The organism is Mesobacillus sp. MER 48 (genome assembly GCF_023714225.1).
In the GTDB taxonomy this organism is placed as follows: Bacteria; Bacillota; Bacilli; order Bacillales; family Cytobacillaceae; genus Mesobacillus; species Mesobacillus oceanisediminis_A.
On sequence record NZ_JAMAUR010000002.1, the window covers coordinates 1 to 16174 of the forward strand.

Annotated in this window: 17 protein-coding genes; 13 read left to right on the plus strand and 4 right to left on the minus strand. The window is 44.0% G+C overall.

Features of this window, described 5'->3' with window-relative positions; genetic code table 11:
• Positions 1 to 266 (minus strand): transposase (locus M3593_RS06290; protein ID WP_251544211.1); only part of this gene is annotated, 266 nt, incomplete at its 3' end.
• 373 nt (positions 267 to 639) lie between these two features.
• Entirely contained in the window at positions 640 to 774 is a 135-nt protein-coding gene (gene yhfH / locus M3593_RS06295) for a protein YhfH (protein WP_144474458.1), read from the minus strand.
• A gap of 170 nt (positions 775 to 944) precedes the next feature.
• On the opposite strand from yhfH, the gene M3593_RS06300 reads away from it, so the two are divergent.
• The 10 genes from M3593_RS06300 (at position 945) to M3593_RS06345 (ending at position 11320) form a co-directional block, all read left to right on the plus strand.
• Positions 945 to 1679 carry an MBL fold metallo-hydrolase gene (locus tag M3593_RS06300; RefSeq protein ID WP_144474459.1) on the plus strand — a complete coding sequence of 245 codons (735 nt, stop codon included), beginning with the start codon at positions 945 to 947 and terminating at the stop codon, positions 1677 to 1679.
• 14 nt (positions 1680 to 1693) lie between these two features.
• The gene (gene lplA, locus M3593_RS06305) at positions 1694 to 2683 is read left to right on the plus strand and encodes a lipoate--protein ligase (RefSeq protein WP_144474460.1); all 990 of its coding nucleotides are present in this window, start codon (positions 1694 to 1696) and stop codon (positions 2681 to 2683) included.
• 169 nt (positions 2684 to 2852) lie between these two features.
• Positions 2853 to 4409, plus strand: a complete 1557-nt coding sequence (locus M3593_RS06310; protein WP_251544209.1) for a fatty acid--CoA ligase family protein — start codon at positions 2853 to 2855, stop codon at positions 4407 to 4409.
• A 103-nt stretch (positions 4410 to 4512) separates the two neighbouring features.
• Positions 4513 to 5289: an enoyl-CoA hydratase-related protein gene (locus M3593_RS06315; protein WP_251544207.1), complete on the plus strand. Its 777-nt coding sequence runs from the start codon at positions 4513 to 4515 to the stop codon at positions 5287 to 5289.
• 332 nt (positions 5290 to 5621) lie between these two features.
• Positions 5622 to 6350 carry an AzlC family ABC transporter permease gene (locus M3593_RS06320; RefSeq protein ID WP_251544205.1) on the plus strand — a complete coding sequence of 243 codons (729 nt, stop codon included), beginning with the start codon at positions 5622 to 5624 and terminating at the stop codon, positions 6348 to 6350.
• Positions 6343 to 6648 carry an AzlD domain-containing protein gene (locus tag M3593_RS06325; RefSeq protein WP_214704987.1) on the plus strand — a complete coding sequence of 102 codons (306 nt, stop codon included), beginning with the start codon at positions 6343 to 6345 and terminating at the stop codon, positions 6646 to 6648. The genes M3593_RS06320 and M3593_RS06325 overlap by 8 nt, the downstream gene beginning before the upstream one ends.
• A gap of 242 nt (positions 6649 to 6890) precedes the next feature.
• A complete protein-coding gene (locus M3593_RS06330; RefSeq protein WP_251544203.1) occupies positions 6891 to 7679 on the plus strand; it encodes an ABC transporter ATP-binding protein in 789 nt (262 codons plus the stop codon).
• On the plus strand, positions 7663 to 8418 hold the full coding sequence (locus M3593_RS06335) for an ABC transporter permease (RefSeq protein ID WP_144474465.1): 756 nt from the start codon (positions 7663 to 7665) through the stop codon (positions 8416 to 8418). Before M3593_RS06330 ends, M3593_RS06335 begins: the two co-directional genes overlap by 17 nt.
• Positions 8419 to 8435: 17 nt before the next feature.
• Complete coding sequence (locus M3593_RS06340) at positions 8436 to 9434, plus strand: aliphatic sulfonate ABC transporter substrate-binding protein (protein ID WP_251544202.1); 999 nt, start codon at positions 8436 to 8438, stop codon at positions 9432 to 9434.
• A 602-nt stretch (positions 9435 to 10036) separates the two neighbouring features.
• The gene (locus tag M3593_RS06345; RefSeq protein WP_251544200.1) at positions 10037 to 11320 is read left to right on the plus strand and encodes a M48 family metallopeptidase; all 1284 of its coding nucleotides are present in this window, start codon (positions 10037 to 10039) and stop codon (positions 11318 to 11320) included.
• A 108-nt stretch (positions 11321 to 11428) separates the two neighbouring features.
• Here M3593_RS06345 and M3593_RS06350 read toward each other — a convergent pair whose 3' ends face one another.
• Entirely contained in the window at positions 11429 to 11665 is a 237-nt protein-coding gene (locus M3593_RS06350; protein WP_144474468.1) for an IDEAL domain-containing protein, read from the minus strand.
• Between the two features lie 191 nt (positions 11666 to 11856).
• Here M3593_RS06350 and M3593_RS06355 point away from each other — a divergent pair, with 191 nt between their 5' ends.
• Positions 11857 to 12435, plus strand: coding sequence for a competence protein ComK (locus tag M3593_RS06355; protein ID WP_144474469.1), 579 nt, complete (start codon positions 11857 to 11859; stop codon positions 12433 to 12435).
• A 23-nt stretch (positions 12436 to 12458) separates the two neighbouring features.
• Here M3593_RS06355 and M3593_RS06360 read toward each other — a convergent pair whose 3' ends face one another.
• The gene (locus M3593_RS06360) at positions 12459 to 12851 is read right to left on the minus strand and encodes a YhjD family protein (RefSeq protein ID WP_144474470.1); all 393 of its coding nucleotides are present in this window, start codon (positions 12849 to 12851) and stop codon (positions 12459 to 12461) included.
• A 243-nt stretch (positions 12852 to 13094) separates the two neighbouring features.
• On the opposite strand from M3593_RS06360, the gene M3593_RS06365 reads away from it, so the two are divergent.
• Together M3593_RS06365 and M3593_RS06370 are read left to right on the plus strand one after the other, a co-directional pair.
• Positions 13095 to 15077, plus strand: coding sequence for a S9 family peptidase (locus tag M3593_RS06365; RefSeq protein ID WP_251544198.1), 1983 nt, complete (start codon positions 13095 to 13097; stop codon positions 15075 to 15077).
• Between the two features lie 148 nt (positions 15078 to 15225).
• Positions 15226 to 16164 (plus strand): LCP family protein, encoded by a 939-nt coding sequence (locus M3593_RS06370; protein ID WP_144474472.1) that lies wholly within the window; start codon positions 15226 to 15228, stop codon positions 16162 to 16164.
• Positions 16165 to 16174: the final 10 nt, after the last annotated feature.

Sequence of the window (16174 nt, forward strand, 5' to 3'; positions counted from 1 at the left end):
AGCCACATGAAAATAATGTTCTCTGTTAGCTGTTTGGCGATTTGTCGAGAGGAATAAATCCGGGTGGCATATGCATAAAGAATGACTTTTAGCATCATTTGAGGATGGTAAGGCGGCCGGCCTCCACCAGGATAAAGAGAGAGAAAGATATTGGGATTCATCTGGTCGACGGCTAAATCAATCAATCGGGCAAGGTGCTCTTGAGGGATTAAAACTTGAATGTCCATTGGAAGGGTCAACTGGTTTGTGTTATAATTTTTGTACAAGAAAATCTCTCCTTCTGTTTGTTTTGTTGTGGTGACTTAATTATAACAAAAGAGGGATTTTCTTGTATTTTTTTGCGCAAAAAATGAATTTAGAAACCTGAGTTGATTGGAGTGGAAGGCGCGTAGACTCCTGCGGGCGCAGCTGGTCAGGTGAGACCCCGCAAGAGCGAAGCGATGAGGAGGCTCAGCGCCAGCCCCGCGGAAAGCGAAGCGCCTGGAACGGAAATCAACGGACTATTTTCCAAGCAGTCTCAAAAATAAAGAGGGTGCCCAAAAGTTTATACTTTTGGGACACCCTCTTTTCATTTGCAGTTTTATCACTGCGGGAAAGGGATTGTATTACACCCGGAAAACCGGGGAAGGAAAACGAAGGTTAAAACTTTCCTGGGTCCATGCATCCGTCACATTTATTTCCGTAGCATTCATGCTGTTCATCAATTGTTTCTCCACACTCAATGCATTGCTTCTTTGGCAAATTACGAAAGAATTCTACAACATTTTCAATCATGATGTTCCCTCCATTCGAGTAGTTGTTTTGGTACAGTGATATTATTTACTACATTGTATTATAACAGTACAGATGACGTCAATCATAATTTTCTGAAAAAACGGCTAAAGTGAAAAAATGGGCAAAATGAAGTATAGTGAAAGAAAAGTGTGATTATAGGAGGGAATTAATTGAAGCTGACAATAGTAGGATTCTGGGGCGGATATCCTAAAGTGAATGAAGCCAGTACCGGATACTTGCTTGAACACGAAGGTTTTAAGCTCATGATAGACTTTGGCAGCGGCGTTCTCGCGAAGCTCCAAAATTTTGTGCAGCCTGAAGAACTGGATGCGATGGTGCTGTCACATTATCATCCTGATCACGTTGCTGACATCGGTGTACTGCAGCACGCGCGTCTGATCCAGGGTTTTTTGGGAAAGAAGTCCCCTCAGCTGCCAATTTACGGTCATACACAGGACAAGCAAGAGTTCGCAAAACTTACATATAAGAACATCACAAAGGGTGTGGCCTACAACCCGTCAAAAAAGCTTGAAATTGGTCCTTTCACCATATCCTTTATCCCTGCGGTCCATCCTGCCCCATGCTATGCAATGCGGATCGAAGCTGGCGGCAAGTCCTTGGTGTATACAGGGGATACTTCCTTTAAGGAAGAGTTCATTCCTTTTGCATCCGGGGCTGACTTATTGCTTTCAGAATGCAATTTTTATGGTAACCAGGACGGCAAGGGTGCGGGACATATGAACAGCTATGATAATGGAAAACTCGCTAATCAGGCGGGAGTAAAGCAGCTGGTACTGACTCACCTGCCACATTATGGTGAAATCGATCAGCTCGTTTCCGAAGCTTCATCACTATTTTCCGGCCCGATAACTTTGGCCAGGGAAGGTCTTGAAATAACCTTATAAAAGGAGAATCAACCATGTTATTTATTGATAATAAAGGAATCACAGATCCGAGGATCAACCTGGCAATCGAAGAATATGCCTTGAAGAATCTTGATATCAATGAAACCTACCTGCTTTTCTATATAAACGAACCATCCATCATCATTGGCAAGAACCAGAACACAATTGAAGAAATCAATACCGAATATGTCGAAAATAACGGCATCCATGTCGTCCGCCGTTTATCCGGAGGTGGTGCCGTGTACCACGACCTTGGCAATTTGAATTTCAGCTTTATCACGAAGGATGACGGAGACAGCTTCCATAATTTCAGGAAGTTTACTGAGCCAGTGGTGAACGCCCTTCGGAAAATGGGAGTAAACGCGGAATTAAGCGGCAGGAATGACTTGTTGGCAGAAGGCAGGAAGATATCCGGAAACGCGCAATTTTCAACAAAAGGGCGGATGTTCAGCCATGGCACCTTATTATTTGATTCAGAAATCGAAAGCGTCGTTTCGGCGCTTAATGTAAAAAAGGACAAAATAGAATCGAAAGGAATCAAATCAATCCGCAGCCGAGTCGCAAATATTTCCGAGTTCCTTTCAAATAAAGTGACAATTGAGGAATTCCGCTCCCTTCTGTTAAAAAATATCTTTGAAGGACTGGATGAGATTCCTGAGTACGTCTTAACAGAAAAGGACTGGGAAAATATCCATGAACTATCAAAAGAAAGATATCAGAATTGGGATTGGAATTACGGGAAATCGCCAAAATTCAACCTGCAGCATTCCCATCGCTTCCCGGTCGGCCAGATAGATGTCCGATTTGAGGTCAACAAGGGAATCATTGATCAGTGCAAAATCTATGGAGATTTCTTTGGTGTAGGCGATGTCACTGTGATTGAGGACAAGCTGACAGGAATAAAATACGAGAAATCCCAGATTGTCAGTGCGATGGAAGATGTGGACATCAAACATTATTTCGGAAATATTTCTAAAGAAGACTTTATTAACTTAATATATTAACTTTTTGAACGCGGTGTTGATACACCGCCTTTTCTGTTTTATAAATATAAAATGTTAGAATTCTGACATATTTTCCTTGAATCCATAATTTTCTTTCAATATAATATATTTAGAAAACTTTTTATTAAGTTTGGTGATTGAGTTCACCGCAAAGGGGGAAGGGAGTTATATGAATCTTTCATCACAGCTTCATCACACTGCCTCAATGCTGGGCAATAAGCCGGCATATTTTTTCATGGATAAAGCAAGTACCTATGCTGAACTGGATGCGTCCGTCACAAAGTTTGCATCTGGCCTTGAAAAATTAGGGGTAAAAAAGGGCGATCATATTGCCTTGCTGCTAGGAAACTCTCCACATTTTGTCATCAGTTTGTACGGAGCGCTTAGACTCGGTGCAACAGTCATTCCCATCAATCCAATTTACACCGCAGATGAAATCGGCTATATCCTGAACAATGGTGATGTAAAAGTTGTCGTCGGTCTGGACATGATGCTGCCACTCGCTGAAAAAATGCATCAGCACCTGCCAAATGTCGAATACTTTGTCATTGCTGAGACTGGCAAAAGCCAGATGTCTGAAGAAGAAATGTCCAAGCTCACATTAGGTTCGAAATTGAAACCGTTTACACATGTTGTTGGTTCCGGTGACCTTGCCTACAAAGGTCCTGAGTTGAGTGATGATGATATTGCAATCATTCTTTATACATCAGGAACGACTGGAAAGCCTAAGGGTGCAATGCTTACACACAAAAATCTGTACAGCAACGCCCAGGATGTAAGCGATTACTTGAGGATGAACGAAGATGACAGGGTGATCACTGCCCTGCCGATGTTCCATGTCTTCTGCCTGACCGTTGCCCTTAATGCACCATTGATGAATGGCGGAACATTGTTGATTGTTCCTAGGTTCAGCCCGGCAGAAGTGTTCCGGATTGCCAGGGAGTACGAGGCCTCTGTATTTGCAGGCGTGCCGACCATGTACAATTTCCTTTTCCAATATCCAGAAGGAAATCCGGATGACCTTAAATCACTAAGACTGTGTATTTCAGGAGGTGCTTCACTTCCGGTTGCATTGCTTCAGAATTTCGAGCGAAAATTCAATGTCATGGTTTCAGAAGGTTATGGTTTGTCTGAGGCGTCACCGGTTACATGCTTCAATCCACTCGACCGCCCTCGCAAGCCTGGTTCAATCGGAACCTCAATCGTGAATGTTGAAAACAAGGTCGTCAATGAAATGGGAGATGAAGTGGCTCCTGGAGAAGTTGGCGAATTAATTGTCCGCGGCCCGAATGTTATGGCAGGTTATTATAAGATGCCAGAAGAAACAGGCGCTACTATCAGGGATGGCTGGCTGTATACAGGAGACCTCGCCCGCATGGACGAAGAAGGTTATTTTTACATTGTTGACCGCAAGAAGGACCTCATTCTTGTCGGCGGTTATAATGTATATCCCCGTGAAGTCGAAGAAGTATTGTACAACCATCCGGATATAGTAGAGGTTGCCGTACTAGGCGTACCAGATCCGAATTTTGGCGAAGCAGTAAGATGCTATGTTGTAAGCAAAAATCCTGAGCTGACAGACGAGCAGCTGCTCGAATATTGCCGCGAGCATCTTGCGAAATACAAGGTGCCAAGCGCAATTGAATTCCTTGAAGAGCTGCCGAAAAATACAACCGGCAAAATTTTAAGAAGAGCACTGAAAAATCAGGTACTGCAAGGAAAGTAATCTTTAAGAAAGAGAGGCAGGCGCCTGTGCCTGTCTCTTTTTCAGCATTTGGCAGGAATTTTTATTTTTCAGGTAGAATGTCAATGAAGAAGGAGCTGATAGAATGGGGAATATTGATTTCCATTTGGAAGGACATGCAGCAATTGTGACGCTGAATCGACCGGAAGCATTAAATGCTTTTAATTATGACACACTCGACGAATTACAGCGTGTTATTGAAGAAATCAGGATAAACCGTGAGGCCAGGGTAGTGATTTTTACCGGAGCGGGTGAGAAAGCATTCAGCGTCGGAGCTGATTTGAAGGAGCGCCGCACACTGTCCGATGAGGAAGTGAAACGCAATATCTATAAAATCGGCGAGGTCTTCACAATGGCAGACCAGCTTCCGCAGCCAACAATCGCAGCGATCAATGGATTTGCCTTTGGAGGCGGAATGGAGCTCGCGCTTGCATGTGATTTCCGCGTTGCTGCTGCCGGGACGCAAATGGGGTTGACAGAAACGAGCCTGGCAATCATACCTGGAGCTGGAGGAACACAGCGGCTGCCAAGGCTGATCGGTCAGGCAAAAGCACTCGAGCTGATCTTAACATCGAGGAAGCTTAAAGCGGAAGAAGCACTGGAATATGGCCTCGTTACCGCTGTAGTCAAAAAAGAAAGCTTGCTTGAAGAATGCATGAAGTTTGCCGAAATGATGCTGGCGAACGGGCCTGTGGCACTGCAGCAGGCAAAGTACGCAGTCAAGCAGGGAATGAACGGAGACCTGCAGACAGGCCTGCAAATAGAGCGCAAAGCCTACGAAGTCACAATCCCGACAGAAGACAGACTCGAAGCACTGGCAGCCTTCAGTGAAAAACGGAAACCCGATTTTAAAGGAAAGTAACTGAACACGGCCGCGGCCGTGTTTTTTTTGAAAAGTCATTTAGGTTCTGCATTATATCAGCGGATATCCGAATATATCGACCACATCCAACGATATATCAGCGGATTTCTGAATATATCGACCACATTTTGCAATATATCAGCGGATTCTTCATTATATCAACCACATGACGAGAGAGAGAACACCTACTCGCTTTTTACTAGAGCCTGCCAGTCAAAAATAGATATTTCGATTAAAGAAACACTTTTCCATGGTGCTGGAAATATGTATAATATATTTTAATTGATTAAAGGATTGTAATTTATACATATTAATAGAAAGGCGGGAAGGTCGTGGAAAGTACATTGGCTGTAAAGCAGGCAACAGATTTTAAAAAAGGGATTCAATCAGGGATCAGTATTGCGATAGGGTATATGCCGGTTGCGCTTACCTTTGGCTTGATCGCCAAGACAACGGGACTTGCTCTCGGTGAGACGGTCATGATGAGCATGCTGGTATTTGCAGGTGCCGCACAATACATATCCTTAAGCCTCCTGGCGCAGGGAATCGGTATTTTTGAAGTTATTCTCACTACGTTTATCGTGAATATCCGCCATTTCCTCATGTCTGCGTCTTTAAATGAGAAGGCGGAAGAGGATACGGTTGGGGCGAGGATGGGGTATTCCTTCGGCATTACCGATGAGACGTTTTCGGTCGCAGCCACGCGGGAGGGAACGGTCAATGCCGGGTATATGTTCGGCTTGAATCTCACTGCCTACTCAAGCTGGGTCATCTTTTCAGGGCTAGGCTACCTTGTCGGGGCAGGATTGCCGCAAACCCTTCAAGAAAGCATGTCAGTCGCATTATATGCTATGTTTGTCGGCTTATTGGTTCCATCGATGAAAACCAATGTGAAAGTTATTTATTTGGCAGCACTCGCTGCTGCATTCAACTCGATTTTCACGATGGCTGAACTGATGTCAACGGGATGGGCCATTGTCCTTGCTACTTTATTGTCTGCTGTCCTTGTAGAGGCTGTAGAAACATTCAAGAAAGGCAGGGGGGCAGAAGCAGATGAGTAGAGAAATCATCATCATGATCATTGGCATGGCTGTCGTGACCTACATACCGAGGATGCTTCCGTTCGTGATGTTCCGGGGTAAAGAACTGCCGCCATTTTTGCAAGGCGTCCTGAAGAATGTCCCTTATGCCACACTGGGAGCGCTGATCTTCCCGGCTATCCTGTTCATCCAGGAAGACATCTGGTACGGCCTGATTGGTGCAGCGGCCGCGTTCATCGTTGCCTTTATGGGAGCGAACGTCATTGTGGTTGTCATCGGTTCAATATCCATTTTGACTCTATATTCTTATTTTTTCTAGATCTGCATACGTGCAGGTCTTTTTTTTTAGAGGGTTCTTCGTAATCTTTGTGGCTGTCACACCTTGCAGACAAATCTCCAGAAAAGTTTAAAACACCCTTCTTTTTAAAAGTGAATGTCCAATAAAAACAGGCTGGATAATCGAAAAAATAATGAAATGTTGACAAGATGATTGAATAGATTATAATTAACTTTATTAATTCCGACTAAACTAATTAGTTTTATGAGAATAGGGTGATTAGATTGTTTATAGAAATCAGCAATGTCCACAAACAGTACGCAGACAAAAATAATCACCAGGTTGATATTTTAAAAGATATTAATCTAGGAGTGAATAAAGGTGAGTTTGTATCCATTCTCGGCCCATCAGGGTGTGGTAAATCTACGCTTCTTTCACTTGTCGCAGGCCTGACTCCCGCAACAAGTGGAGAAATAGTGGTTTCAGGCAAGAAAATTGAAAAGCCGGGAAAGGACAGGGGGATGGTGTTCCAGCAGGCGGCGTTGTTTCCATGGCTGAATGTGCTTGAAAATGTCATCTTTCCATTAAAAAAAGAAATGCCAAAGAAACAGGCTGAAGAGGAAGCGAAGAAATACTTGCAGATGGTGCAGCTGAGCAATTATCTGTCCCATTACCCCCATGAGCTGTCAGGCGGCATGCAGCAGCGTGTGGCGATTGCCAGGGCGCTTGCGATGAACCCTGATATCCTCCTGATGGATGAACCGTTTGGAGCACTGGATGAACAAACCCGATCGCGTCTTCATGATCAACTGGAGACAATCTGGTCAGAGACGCAAAAAACGATTTTATTCGTAACACACAGTATCTCTGAATCCATTAAGCTTTCAGATCGGATCATCGTTATGGGGACGAAGCCGGGCGTAATCCTGAAGGATATCAAAGTGGAAATTCCAAGGCCTCGCCATGAACATAAAAAAGAAATGGTCGAGCTTGAAGAATATATCATGGGCTTCCTGAAGAAGGAGATCGACAAAGTCATCAGGGAGGAGCTTGCACATGAATCCAAACATTAAAAGAATCATATTTTTTGCAGCAGTCATTGCATTCTGGTATACAGGGAGCAAGCTTGAATGGTGGCTGCCGATCATCCTTCCAGCACCGGAAAAAGTCCTGGAAGCCCTTATAACAGGCTTCCAGGATAAGACGCTGATTTATGACCTGATTGCCAGCTTTAAGCGTCTTGCAGTCGGTCTTGGTCTCTCGCTGGTGATTGGCACAGGGCTTGGTGTCCTGCTAGCCAAATCAAAAACGGCTGATGAGACTCTCGGTACAGTCGTCCTGGCACTCCAAAGTGTGCCTAGCATTGTATGGCTTCCGCTTGCAATCATGTGGTTCGGGATGAACGAGAAGGCAGTAATCTTCGTCGTTGTTCTGGGAGGAACGTTCGTTATGACGCTCAATATCAGAGTGGGCATAAAAAATGTTTCACCTTTATTTATAAAGGCAGCAAAAACCATGGGGGTCAATGGCTGGGATTTATATAAAAGAGTGATTTTCCCAGCAGCGATTCCTTATGTTGTCACAGGTTCAAGACTCGCATGGGCCTTCGCCTGGAGAGCCTTGATGGCCGGGGAATTATTGAGCACCGGACCGGGCCTTGGATACACGCTCCGTTATGCATCCGATTTTGGCGACATGGCTCTTGTTATTGGGGTTATGATCATCATTGGCGTAATCGGTACCATCGTAGACCAGCTTATTTTCCAGCGTATCGAAAAATCTGTTCTGAACCGCTGGGGACTTGAATCATAAAATCAGGAGGGAATCACATGAAAAAAGCTTCGATATTTTTGGCATTTTTAATGGCGTTTGCTGTGCTTCTAGCAGGCTGCGGCACCGGGGGAGCATCCAAATCGAATGGCGAAAAGAAAAAAATCGTCATTGGCTATTTTCCTAACATCAACCACGTTCCTGCCATGGTGGCAAAAGACAAGGGCTACTTTGAGCAGCAGCTTGGGGATGGAACAACAGTAGAGTACAAAACTTTCGCTGAAGGCGGTTCATTCATGACCGCACTGAAAACAGGCGAAATCGACGCAGGACTTGTAGGACCAGGACCGGCGATGAACAACTATACAACAGGAGCAGATGTTAAGATTATCGCTGGAGCATCGACTGGCGGTACCGTCGTTTTAGCAAGAAAGGGAGTCGAAATTAATTCTGCTGATGACTTCGCCGGTAAGACCTTCATTACTCCTGGAGTTGGCTGCACACATGATGTCCAGTATGAAACATATCTTGAAGCAGAAGGCATCACTTCACAGCGTATCGGCGGTACAATGAAGCATCTTACCGGCCAGCCGGCACAGTACGCAGCGATGCTTAAGTCGGGAAAAGTTGATATTGCAGTGGCACCAGAGCCATGGGCAGCAGTGATTGAAAAAGAAACAGGTGCAGAAGTCGTCATCGGCTGGGATGAAGTATCCTTCGGAGAAACACTCCCTGCATCCGTAATGGTCACTTCCGGCAAAATGATCGAAGAACAACCAGATACTGTTCAAAAAATTATTGATGCACATAAAGAAGCTGTGAAATTCATCAATGAAAATCCAGCAGAAGCTCAGGAAATCACGATCAAAGACATCAAAGAAACGACAGGCCAGGAGCTTGAAAAAGATGTCGTCGAGCTTGCCTGGGAACGCATTGGTTTCACTACTGAAGTCGACGCACAGGCAATCCAGGACTTCTCGGATTCATCCTACGCTTTGAAGTTCCTTAAAGACAAACCAGACTTCAAAACGTTGATTGACGGCAGCTTCCTTAATTAAAACAAAGAGTACCAGGATCTTTCCTGGTACTCTTTTGTTGTTTGAAAAGATGCCCTTATGCAAGGTGTTTTTCTTTTTATAAGTGCATCATTCAGGTGGAAAGATGCCCTTATGCAAGCTGTTTTTCTTTTATAAGGGTACCAGTCAGGTGGAGAGATACCCTTATGCAAGTCATTCCAGCTCCATAAGGGTACCATTCAAGCGGAAAGAGACCCTTATGCAAGGCAAAACACCCTTATAAGGGCACCATTCAGGAGGAAAGATACCCTTATGCAAGTCATTCCCCCTCCATAAGGGCATCATTCAAGCAGAAAGATACCCTTATGCAAGCCAATCCAGCTCCATAAGGGCACCATTCAAGCAGAAAGATACCCTTATGCAAGACAAACTACCCTTATAAGGGTACCATTCAAGCGGAGAGATACCCTTATGCATGGCACTCCACCTTCATAAGGGTATTATTCCAGTGGAAAGAAGCTAACTAAGGGTTCGGTTACATGAACTTTTTTGCCATTTTTACCGGTCATCAATAACTTGTTCTATTTTTGGGACAAAGGATTAAAATAGTTATAGACACGGTTGTACGTAAAGGGGGAGAAGCTATGGCGAGAAAGATGGGTTTTTACGGTGTGGTCGCCTATGTGCTCTATGGTTTTGCGGTGTACTGGTATTTATTTTACTTTGCTGATAGTAATCTTCCATTTGAGTTTGAGGGTTCGAGGGCAGATCCGGCAACATTCCTGAACGGGAGAGAACTTATGCTGAGCGAGGAATACTCGAAGGTCAGGAATTTATTATTCTTCCTGTCTACGCCCTTTGAGTGGCTGTTTTACTTTTTGATTCTGCTTCTGGGGCTGTCTAAAGCTTTTAAGAAATGGGGAGAAGAGACGTCGAAGAATAAGATTGGCCAGACTGCGATCTATTTAATCTGGCTTTCATTCTTTGCCTATCTGGCGACTTTCCCTCTAAGTTACATCAGTTACACCCTTTCCAGGACTTATAATATTTCCACACAGTCCTTTGCTTCCTGGATGAAGGACGAATTGATCGATTTCTGGGTCAATTATGCAATGATGTTTGTGATTGTCATTGTCCTGTACTGGCTTATGAACAAGTTCAAGCGCTTTTGGTGGCTGGTTGCCTGGCTGGTTTCCGTGCCGTTCACTTTGTTTATCATGTTCCTGCAGCCTGTTGTGATCGATCCGTTGTACAATGATTTTTCTCCGCTGAAAAATAAAGAGCTGGAGGCAAAGATTCTTGATCTTGCCGGTCAGGCAAAAATCCCTGCGGAACATGTATTCGAAGTGGATATGGCAGAAAAGACTAATGCCCTTAATGCCTATGTGACGGGAATCGGATCCAATTCAAGGATCGTCCTCTGGGATACGACATTGAATAAATTGAATGATGACCAAATCTTGTTCATAATGGCCCATGAAATGGCCCATTACGTGGAGAAACATATATATATCGGGATTGGCGGATACCTATTGCTGTCCCTGTTCGGTCTCTACTTTGTCTCGAAATTGATGAATTGGGCAGTCGAACGATGGGGCAAGGAATTCAAACTGGAGCATCCTGGTGACTTGAGGTCGCTGCCGTTGTTCCTGATGTTCCTATCGATGATCATGTTTGCCGCAAGTCCTGTCTCTAACCTTGTGTCACGCTACCAGGAAACTCGTGCAGACCGGTACGCAATCGAAATGACGGATAACACCGGTGCGGCGATTTCTGCTTTCCAGGAACTGACGAAGGCGGGACTCAGTCAGGTTGATCCGCCTTGGCTGGTGAAAATCTTCCGCTACGGCCATCCAACCATGCTGGAGAGAATTTCGAGACTTGAGGAGTATGAAATTCAGAAGAGAAATGAAATGGAAGATGAATAGCTACCGTGGGAACCCTCAAGCCGAGGGTTTCTTTTTTCATTTAAAAGGATTAAACGCATTTTTATTTCAAGATAATAAAAAACCCCCGATATAGGGGATTTCACTCATTTAAGTTCCAAATTGTTTGTTGAGATCTTTCAACTCTTCCGTCAAATTCAAAAACAGGATTTTGTCACGGTCATCTATCGCTTTGTCGATTCTGGTCATCAATTTTTCTCTTTTGGTATTCAGTTGAATTTCTGAGATTAACATGTCAACATACAGGTCCAGAACAAATGATTCCTTGGCTTTTATGCGTTTCATCACACTGGCCTTCATGGTATCAGAATACGATTTCTCTTTCATTGACCTCACCTCTTAGACCTTTTTTATATTATATGGAGGATTGAAAAGATAATCAACTAAATTTTTATAATTTTTAGAAAATTTTTATCAGAATATTAATTGTGGCTAAAAACGGAACTTTATCTGTTTTTAAAGAAAATTTTAGCAATTATGTTAAAATAGGGTGTAAGGTATTTTTAGGAGGTGAAGGAATGACAGGGAACTCAAGGAATTTAGTAGAAGAATATGAAATAAACCCTTTTACGATGATTATTCTACCTGAAGAATACGGCAGCAGGATTTACTCGAGGGTCATTGAACTGGAGGAGGAGTATGTATCCCCTTTCAGGCCGATAGATATTATCAAAAAAAGCTGCAGATATTTTGGAAGCAGTTATGAAGGCAGGAAAGAAGGAACGAAACAGCTTACCGGGATCACCCATAAAACCCCGATCATTATCGACCCTATAAGCTCCATCTATTTCATGCCGACAAGCTCACCCACAAAGCCGGACTGCATTTGGGTATCACATGAGCATGTGTTGTTCCATAAGAAAGTGGATGCCCAAAGTACACAAGTTACCTTCAGGAACAAGAAGACCAGGATTCTGCCGGTATCCCATCATTCATTCGAAAATCAGCTGCTTCGGACATCCATGCTGCGCACAAAATTCATGCAGCGGATGAAAGAAACTGAACGGAAAGCACTGTACCTTCTGCACGGTCCTAAATTCAATGACTCGCAAGGCTATCCTCATGTCAATCTGGTCAGTGAGGTATATAAAGACTAAAAAGCTAAGGGGAATCCGGCTGGTCAGCCGGATTCTTTTTCAATTGTTCCCAAAGCAGGCTTAAATCGTTTGAAAAGGTAGTGTACCATCAATTCCTGGACTTTGTTGCGGATGCGGGGATTGAAATAATTATGGTGTTCTTCGTATCCTTTGTAAATGAAGAGAAACATGGTGAAGGCATCATCCCGTTTTACTTCCTCAACCTTCAGTTGATTCTTTTTAAGGTAGGTTTTCACTTGTGCGAGCTCTTTCTGTACGGCTTTCATTGTTTCTTCGATTAGCTCCAAATAAGGCTTTTTTAATTTAAATGGACTATTTTCAACGACAGAAAGATCCCGATTGAGCACGACCAGCACCATCGGCAAATAGATGGCCTGTTCCATCATATCGCGGTCTTTTTCAGGAATCCTTGTCATTTTGCTCTGCCCCTTCAATATAAAATAAGAACATCTGTTCGTAATTATCGTAATGGATTTTGAACAGGATTTCAAGAGGATAAAAAATTTTCTTGTATTAACATCTTTTCCAAAATGACAGTAAACTTACAGCGTTGCTGAATAAGCACCTAAAAAGTTTCTTTCTGAAGCAGGAAATATATTTCTGTTAACGAAATAATAATGGAGCAGCATCAATTTTACTTTGGAAGGATGGCTAGCAGGATGGAAAAAAGATTGATCAAGGCAGAAGATTTATTTGAATTGAAATCCGTCACAGATCCCCAGTTTTCGCCTGATGGTAAAAAGTGTGTGTTTGTGCAGACTGAGATGTTGGAGAAGAAGAATGATTATGCCTCCAATCTATACATAATTGATATAGAAAAAGGCGGGGAGCCGAAACAATGGACTTATGGGGAAAACCGCAGTCAATCACCACGTTGGTCACCTGACGGAACGAAGCTTGCATTCGTTTCGAACCGCAGCGGGAAGAATCAAATTTTTGTCCTGGATGCAGCTGGCGGTGAGGCAATGCAGGTGACTGATTTTGAGAATGGTGCCAGTGGCCCAGTGTGGTCTCCGGACGGTAAAAAAATTGCTTGTTCCGTCTCATTAAAACCGGATGAGGATTTGTTTGAGAAAGCAGACGAAAAAAAGGATGACAAGAAACAAGAACCGTTCGTTGCTGAGGAAATGAAATATAAATCAGACTCTGCTGGCTTCTGGGATGGGAAGTACAGGCAGACTGTCATTGTGAATGTTGTAGATGGAGAGGCGGAGCTGGTTGCAAAAGGAGAGGCAGACTACCATTTGCAGTGCTGGTCTCCTGATGGCAAAAATCTTGTATTGTCGGCGGATGAGTCGCCGGAACGGGATTTTTCATTCAAGAGCGACCTGTTTCTGATGGACATCAAGTCAGGAGACAAAACAAAGATTACAAATGGCAAAGGCTATTTTGGCAATGCAGTTTTTTCCCCAGATGGAAAATACATTGGCTATATAGGGCATGAAAGGGAATTTGAGAATGCCACTTTAAGCCAGTTATATATTCGGGACATGGAGACTGGGAATGTGCAATGCATCACGGAAAACATGGATATCCTTGTCGGTGACGCTGTTGCGGCGGATTTCCAACAGGGAGCCCACAGTCCGGGGTTGATTTGGGGTGATGACAGTGAAAGCCTATATTTCCTGGCGACCGACCAGGGAAACACTGTTTTATATTTCGCTAACTTAAATGGAGAAGTGTACCCAGCGCTACTCGATCAGCAGCATGTATATGGTTATACACTGGACAGGAAAAATCAGAGGATTGTTGCCGCGATCAGCAACCCGGTGCTTCCTGGGGAACTGTTCCAACTGGAAGTAACCACTGGTGAAATGAAGCAGTTGACCTCAGTGAACGAAAAGTTCCTGGATTCCATTACTTTATCTCAGCCAGAACAGATTTCATTCCAGGCTGGTGACGGCACGCCCCTCCATGGATGGATCATGAAGCCAGCTGGATATGAAGAGGGCAAAAAGTATCCGCTGATTCTTGAAGTTCACGGCGGCCCGCACGCAATGTATGCAAACTCTTATTTCAACGAGTTCCAGGTCCTCGCGGCAGAAGGCTATGGAGTTCTTTATATCAATCCGCGCGGCAGCCACGGCTATGGGCAGCAATTTGTCAATGCCGTGCGCGGAGATTATGGCGGCGGAGACTACCAGGACGTCATGGATGCCGTCGATTATGCGATTGGAAACTACGATTTCATTGACAAGGACCGATTGGGAGTGACCGGCGGCAGCTATGGCGGATTCATGACAAACTGGATCGTCGGCCATACAGACAGATTCAAGGCAGCGGTAACCCAGCGCTCGATTTCAAACTGGATCAGCTTCTATGGTGTCAGTGATATCGGCTACTATTTTACCGAGTGGCAAATCAAGGCAGACCTAAGCGATCTGGAAACATTATGGAAGCACTCACCATTGGCATATGTGGATAAAATCAATACACCACTACTGATTCTTCACAGTGAAAAGGATTACCGCTGTCCGATTGAACAAGCTGAGCAGCTTTTCATCGCTTTGAAGAGACAGGGGAAAGAAACAAGATTCATCCGATTCCCTGAATCAAACCATGAGCTATCAAGAAGCGGAAAGCCGAATTTGCGCTTGAGCAGACTGGCAGCTATTGTTGATTGGTTTAATAGCCATCTGTAAAAATACGATTACTTTCTAACCCGCGGCGAATCCCAATGCCGCGGATTTTTTTTTGAAAATTTCACCAGAAAAGTTTAAGGTTATAGTGAAAGAAGGAAAATACTATAGATGATGTTTTTCAATAACTATACTCGGAAGGAACTTTCATATGAGATCTGATAGGCACCAGCATAAGAAAAAAAGAAAAAGAATCAGATGGTCCAGCATTTTTTTGCTGCTGTTCCTCCTGGCCGGGGCCGTGCTGCTCTACTCCTATATGCAGTATCGCTCTGGAGTGAATGATTCGGAAGAGGCTGCGAATCAAAATAAGCAGGAATACCATTTTAACGGCGAGCGTGACCGTAACGGACTGACAAATATTCTGTTGATTGGCAGCGATGCCAGAGGGAAAGAAGCTTCCCGTTCGGATACAATCATGATTGCCAGCTATAATCCGGATACAGAATCTTATAAATTGACCTCGATTATGAGGGACACATATGTGGAAATTCCAGGGCATGGGATGAATAAAATCAATGCAGCTTTTGCGCTTGGCGGACCGGAATTATTGAGACAGACAATCAAGGACAATTTTGATGTCAGCCTCCAATATTATTCGATCGTTGATTTCGAAGGATTCGTGCGCCTGATTGATGAGGCATTTCCCGAAGGTGTAGAGGTCAATGTTGAAAAGCAAATGTCAAAAGGAATCGGTGTCACATTGGAACCTGGTGTGCAAAGGCTGGATGGAAAACATTTGCTTGGATATGTCCGCTTCCGGCAGGATGCAGTCGGAGACTTTGGCCGAGTCGAACGTCAGCAAAGTGTCATAAAAGAGGTCGGCAAGGAGTTTGCCAGCATCCAGACGCTCCCGAAGCTTCCTAAACTGGTAGGAGTAGTTACTCCTTTCATCAATACCAATATGGATACTGGTGATATTTTGTCGATGGGTAAAGGCCTGATTTCAAAGGATAATCGGGATATTGAAACAATGAGAATTCCGGTTGAAGGGTCATACGAGGATCAGAGGGTGAGCGGTGCCGGTGCAGTGCTGGCGATTGATTTAGAAGCAAACAGACAGGCCCTGGAGGAATTTTTAGCTAAATAGACTGCGGGCT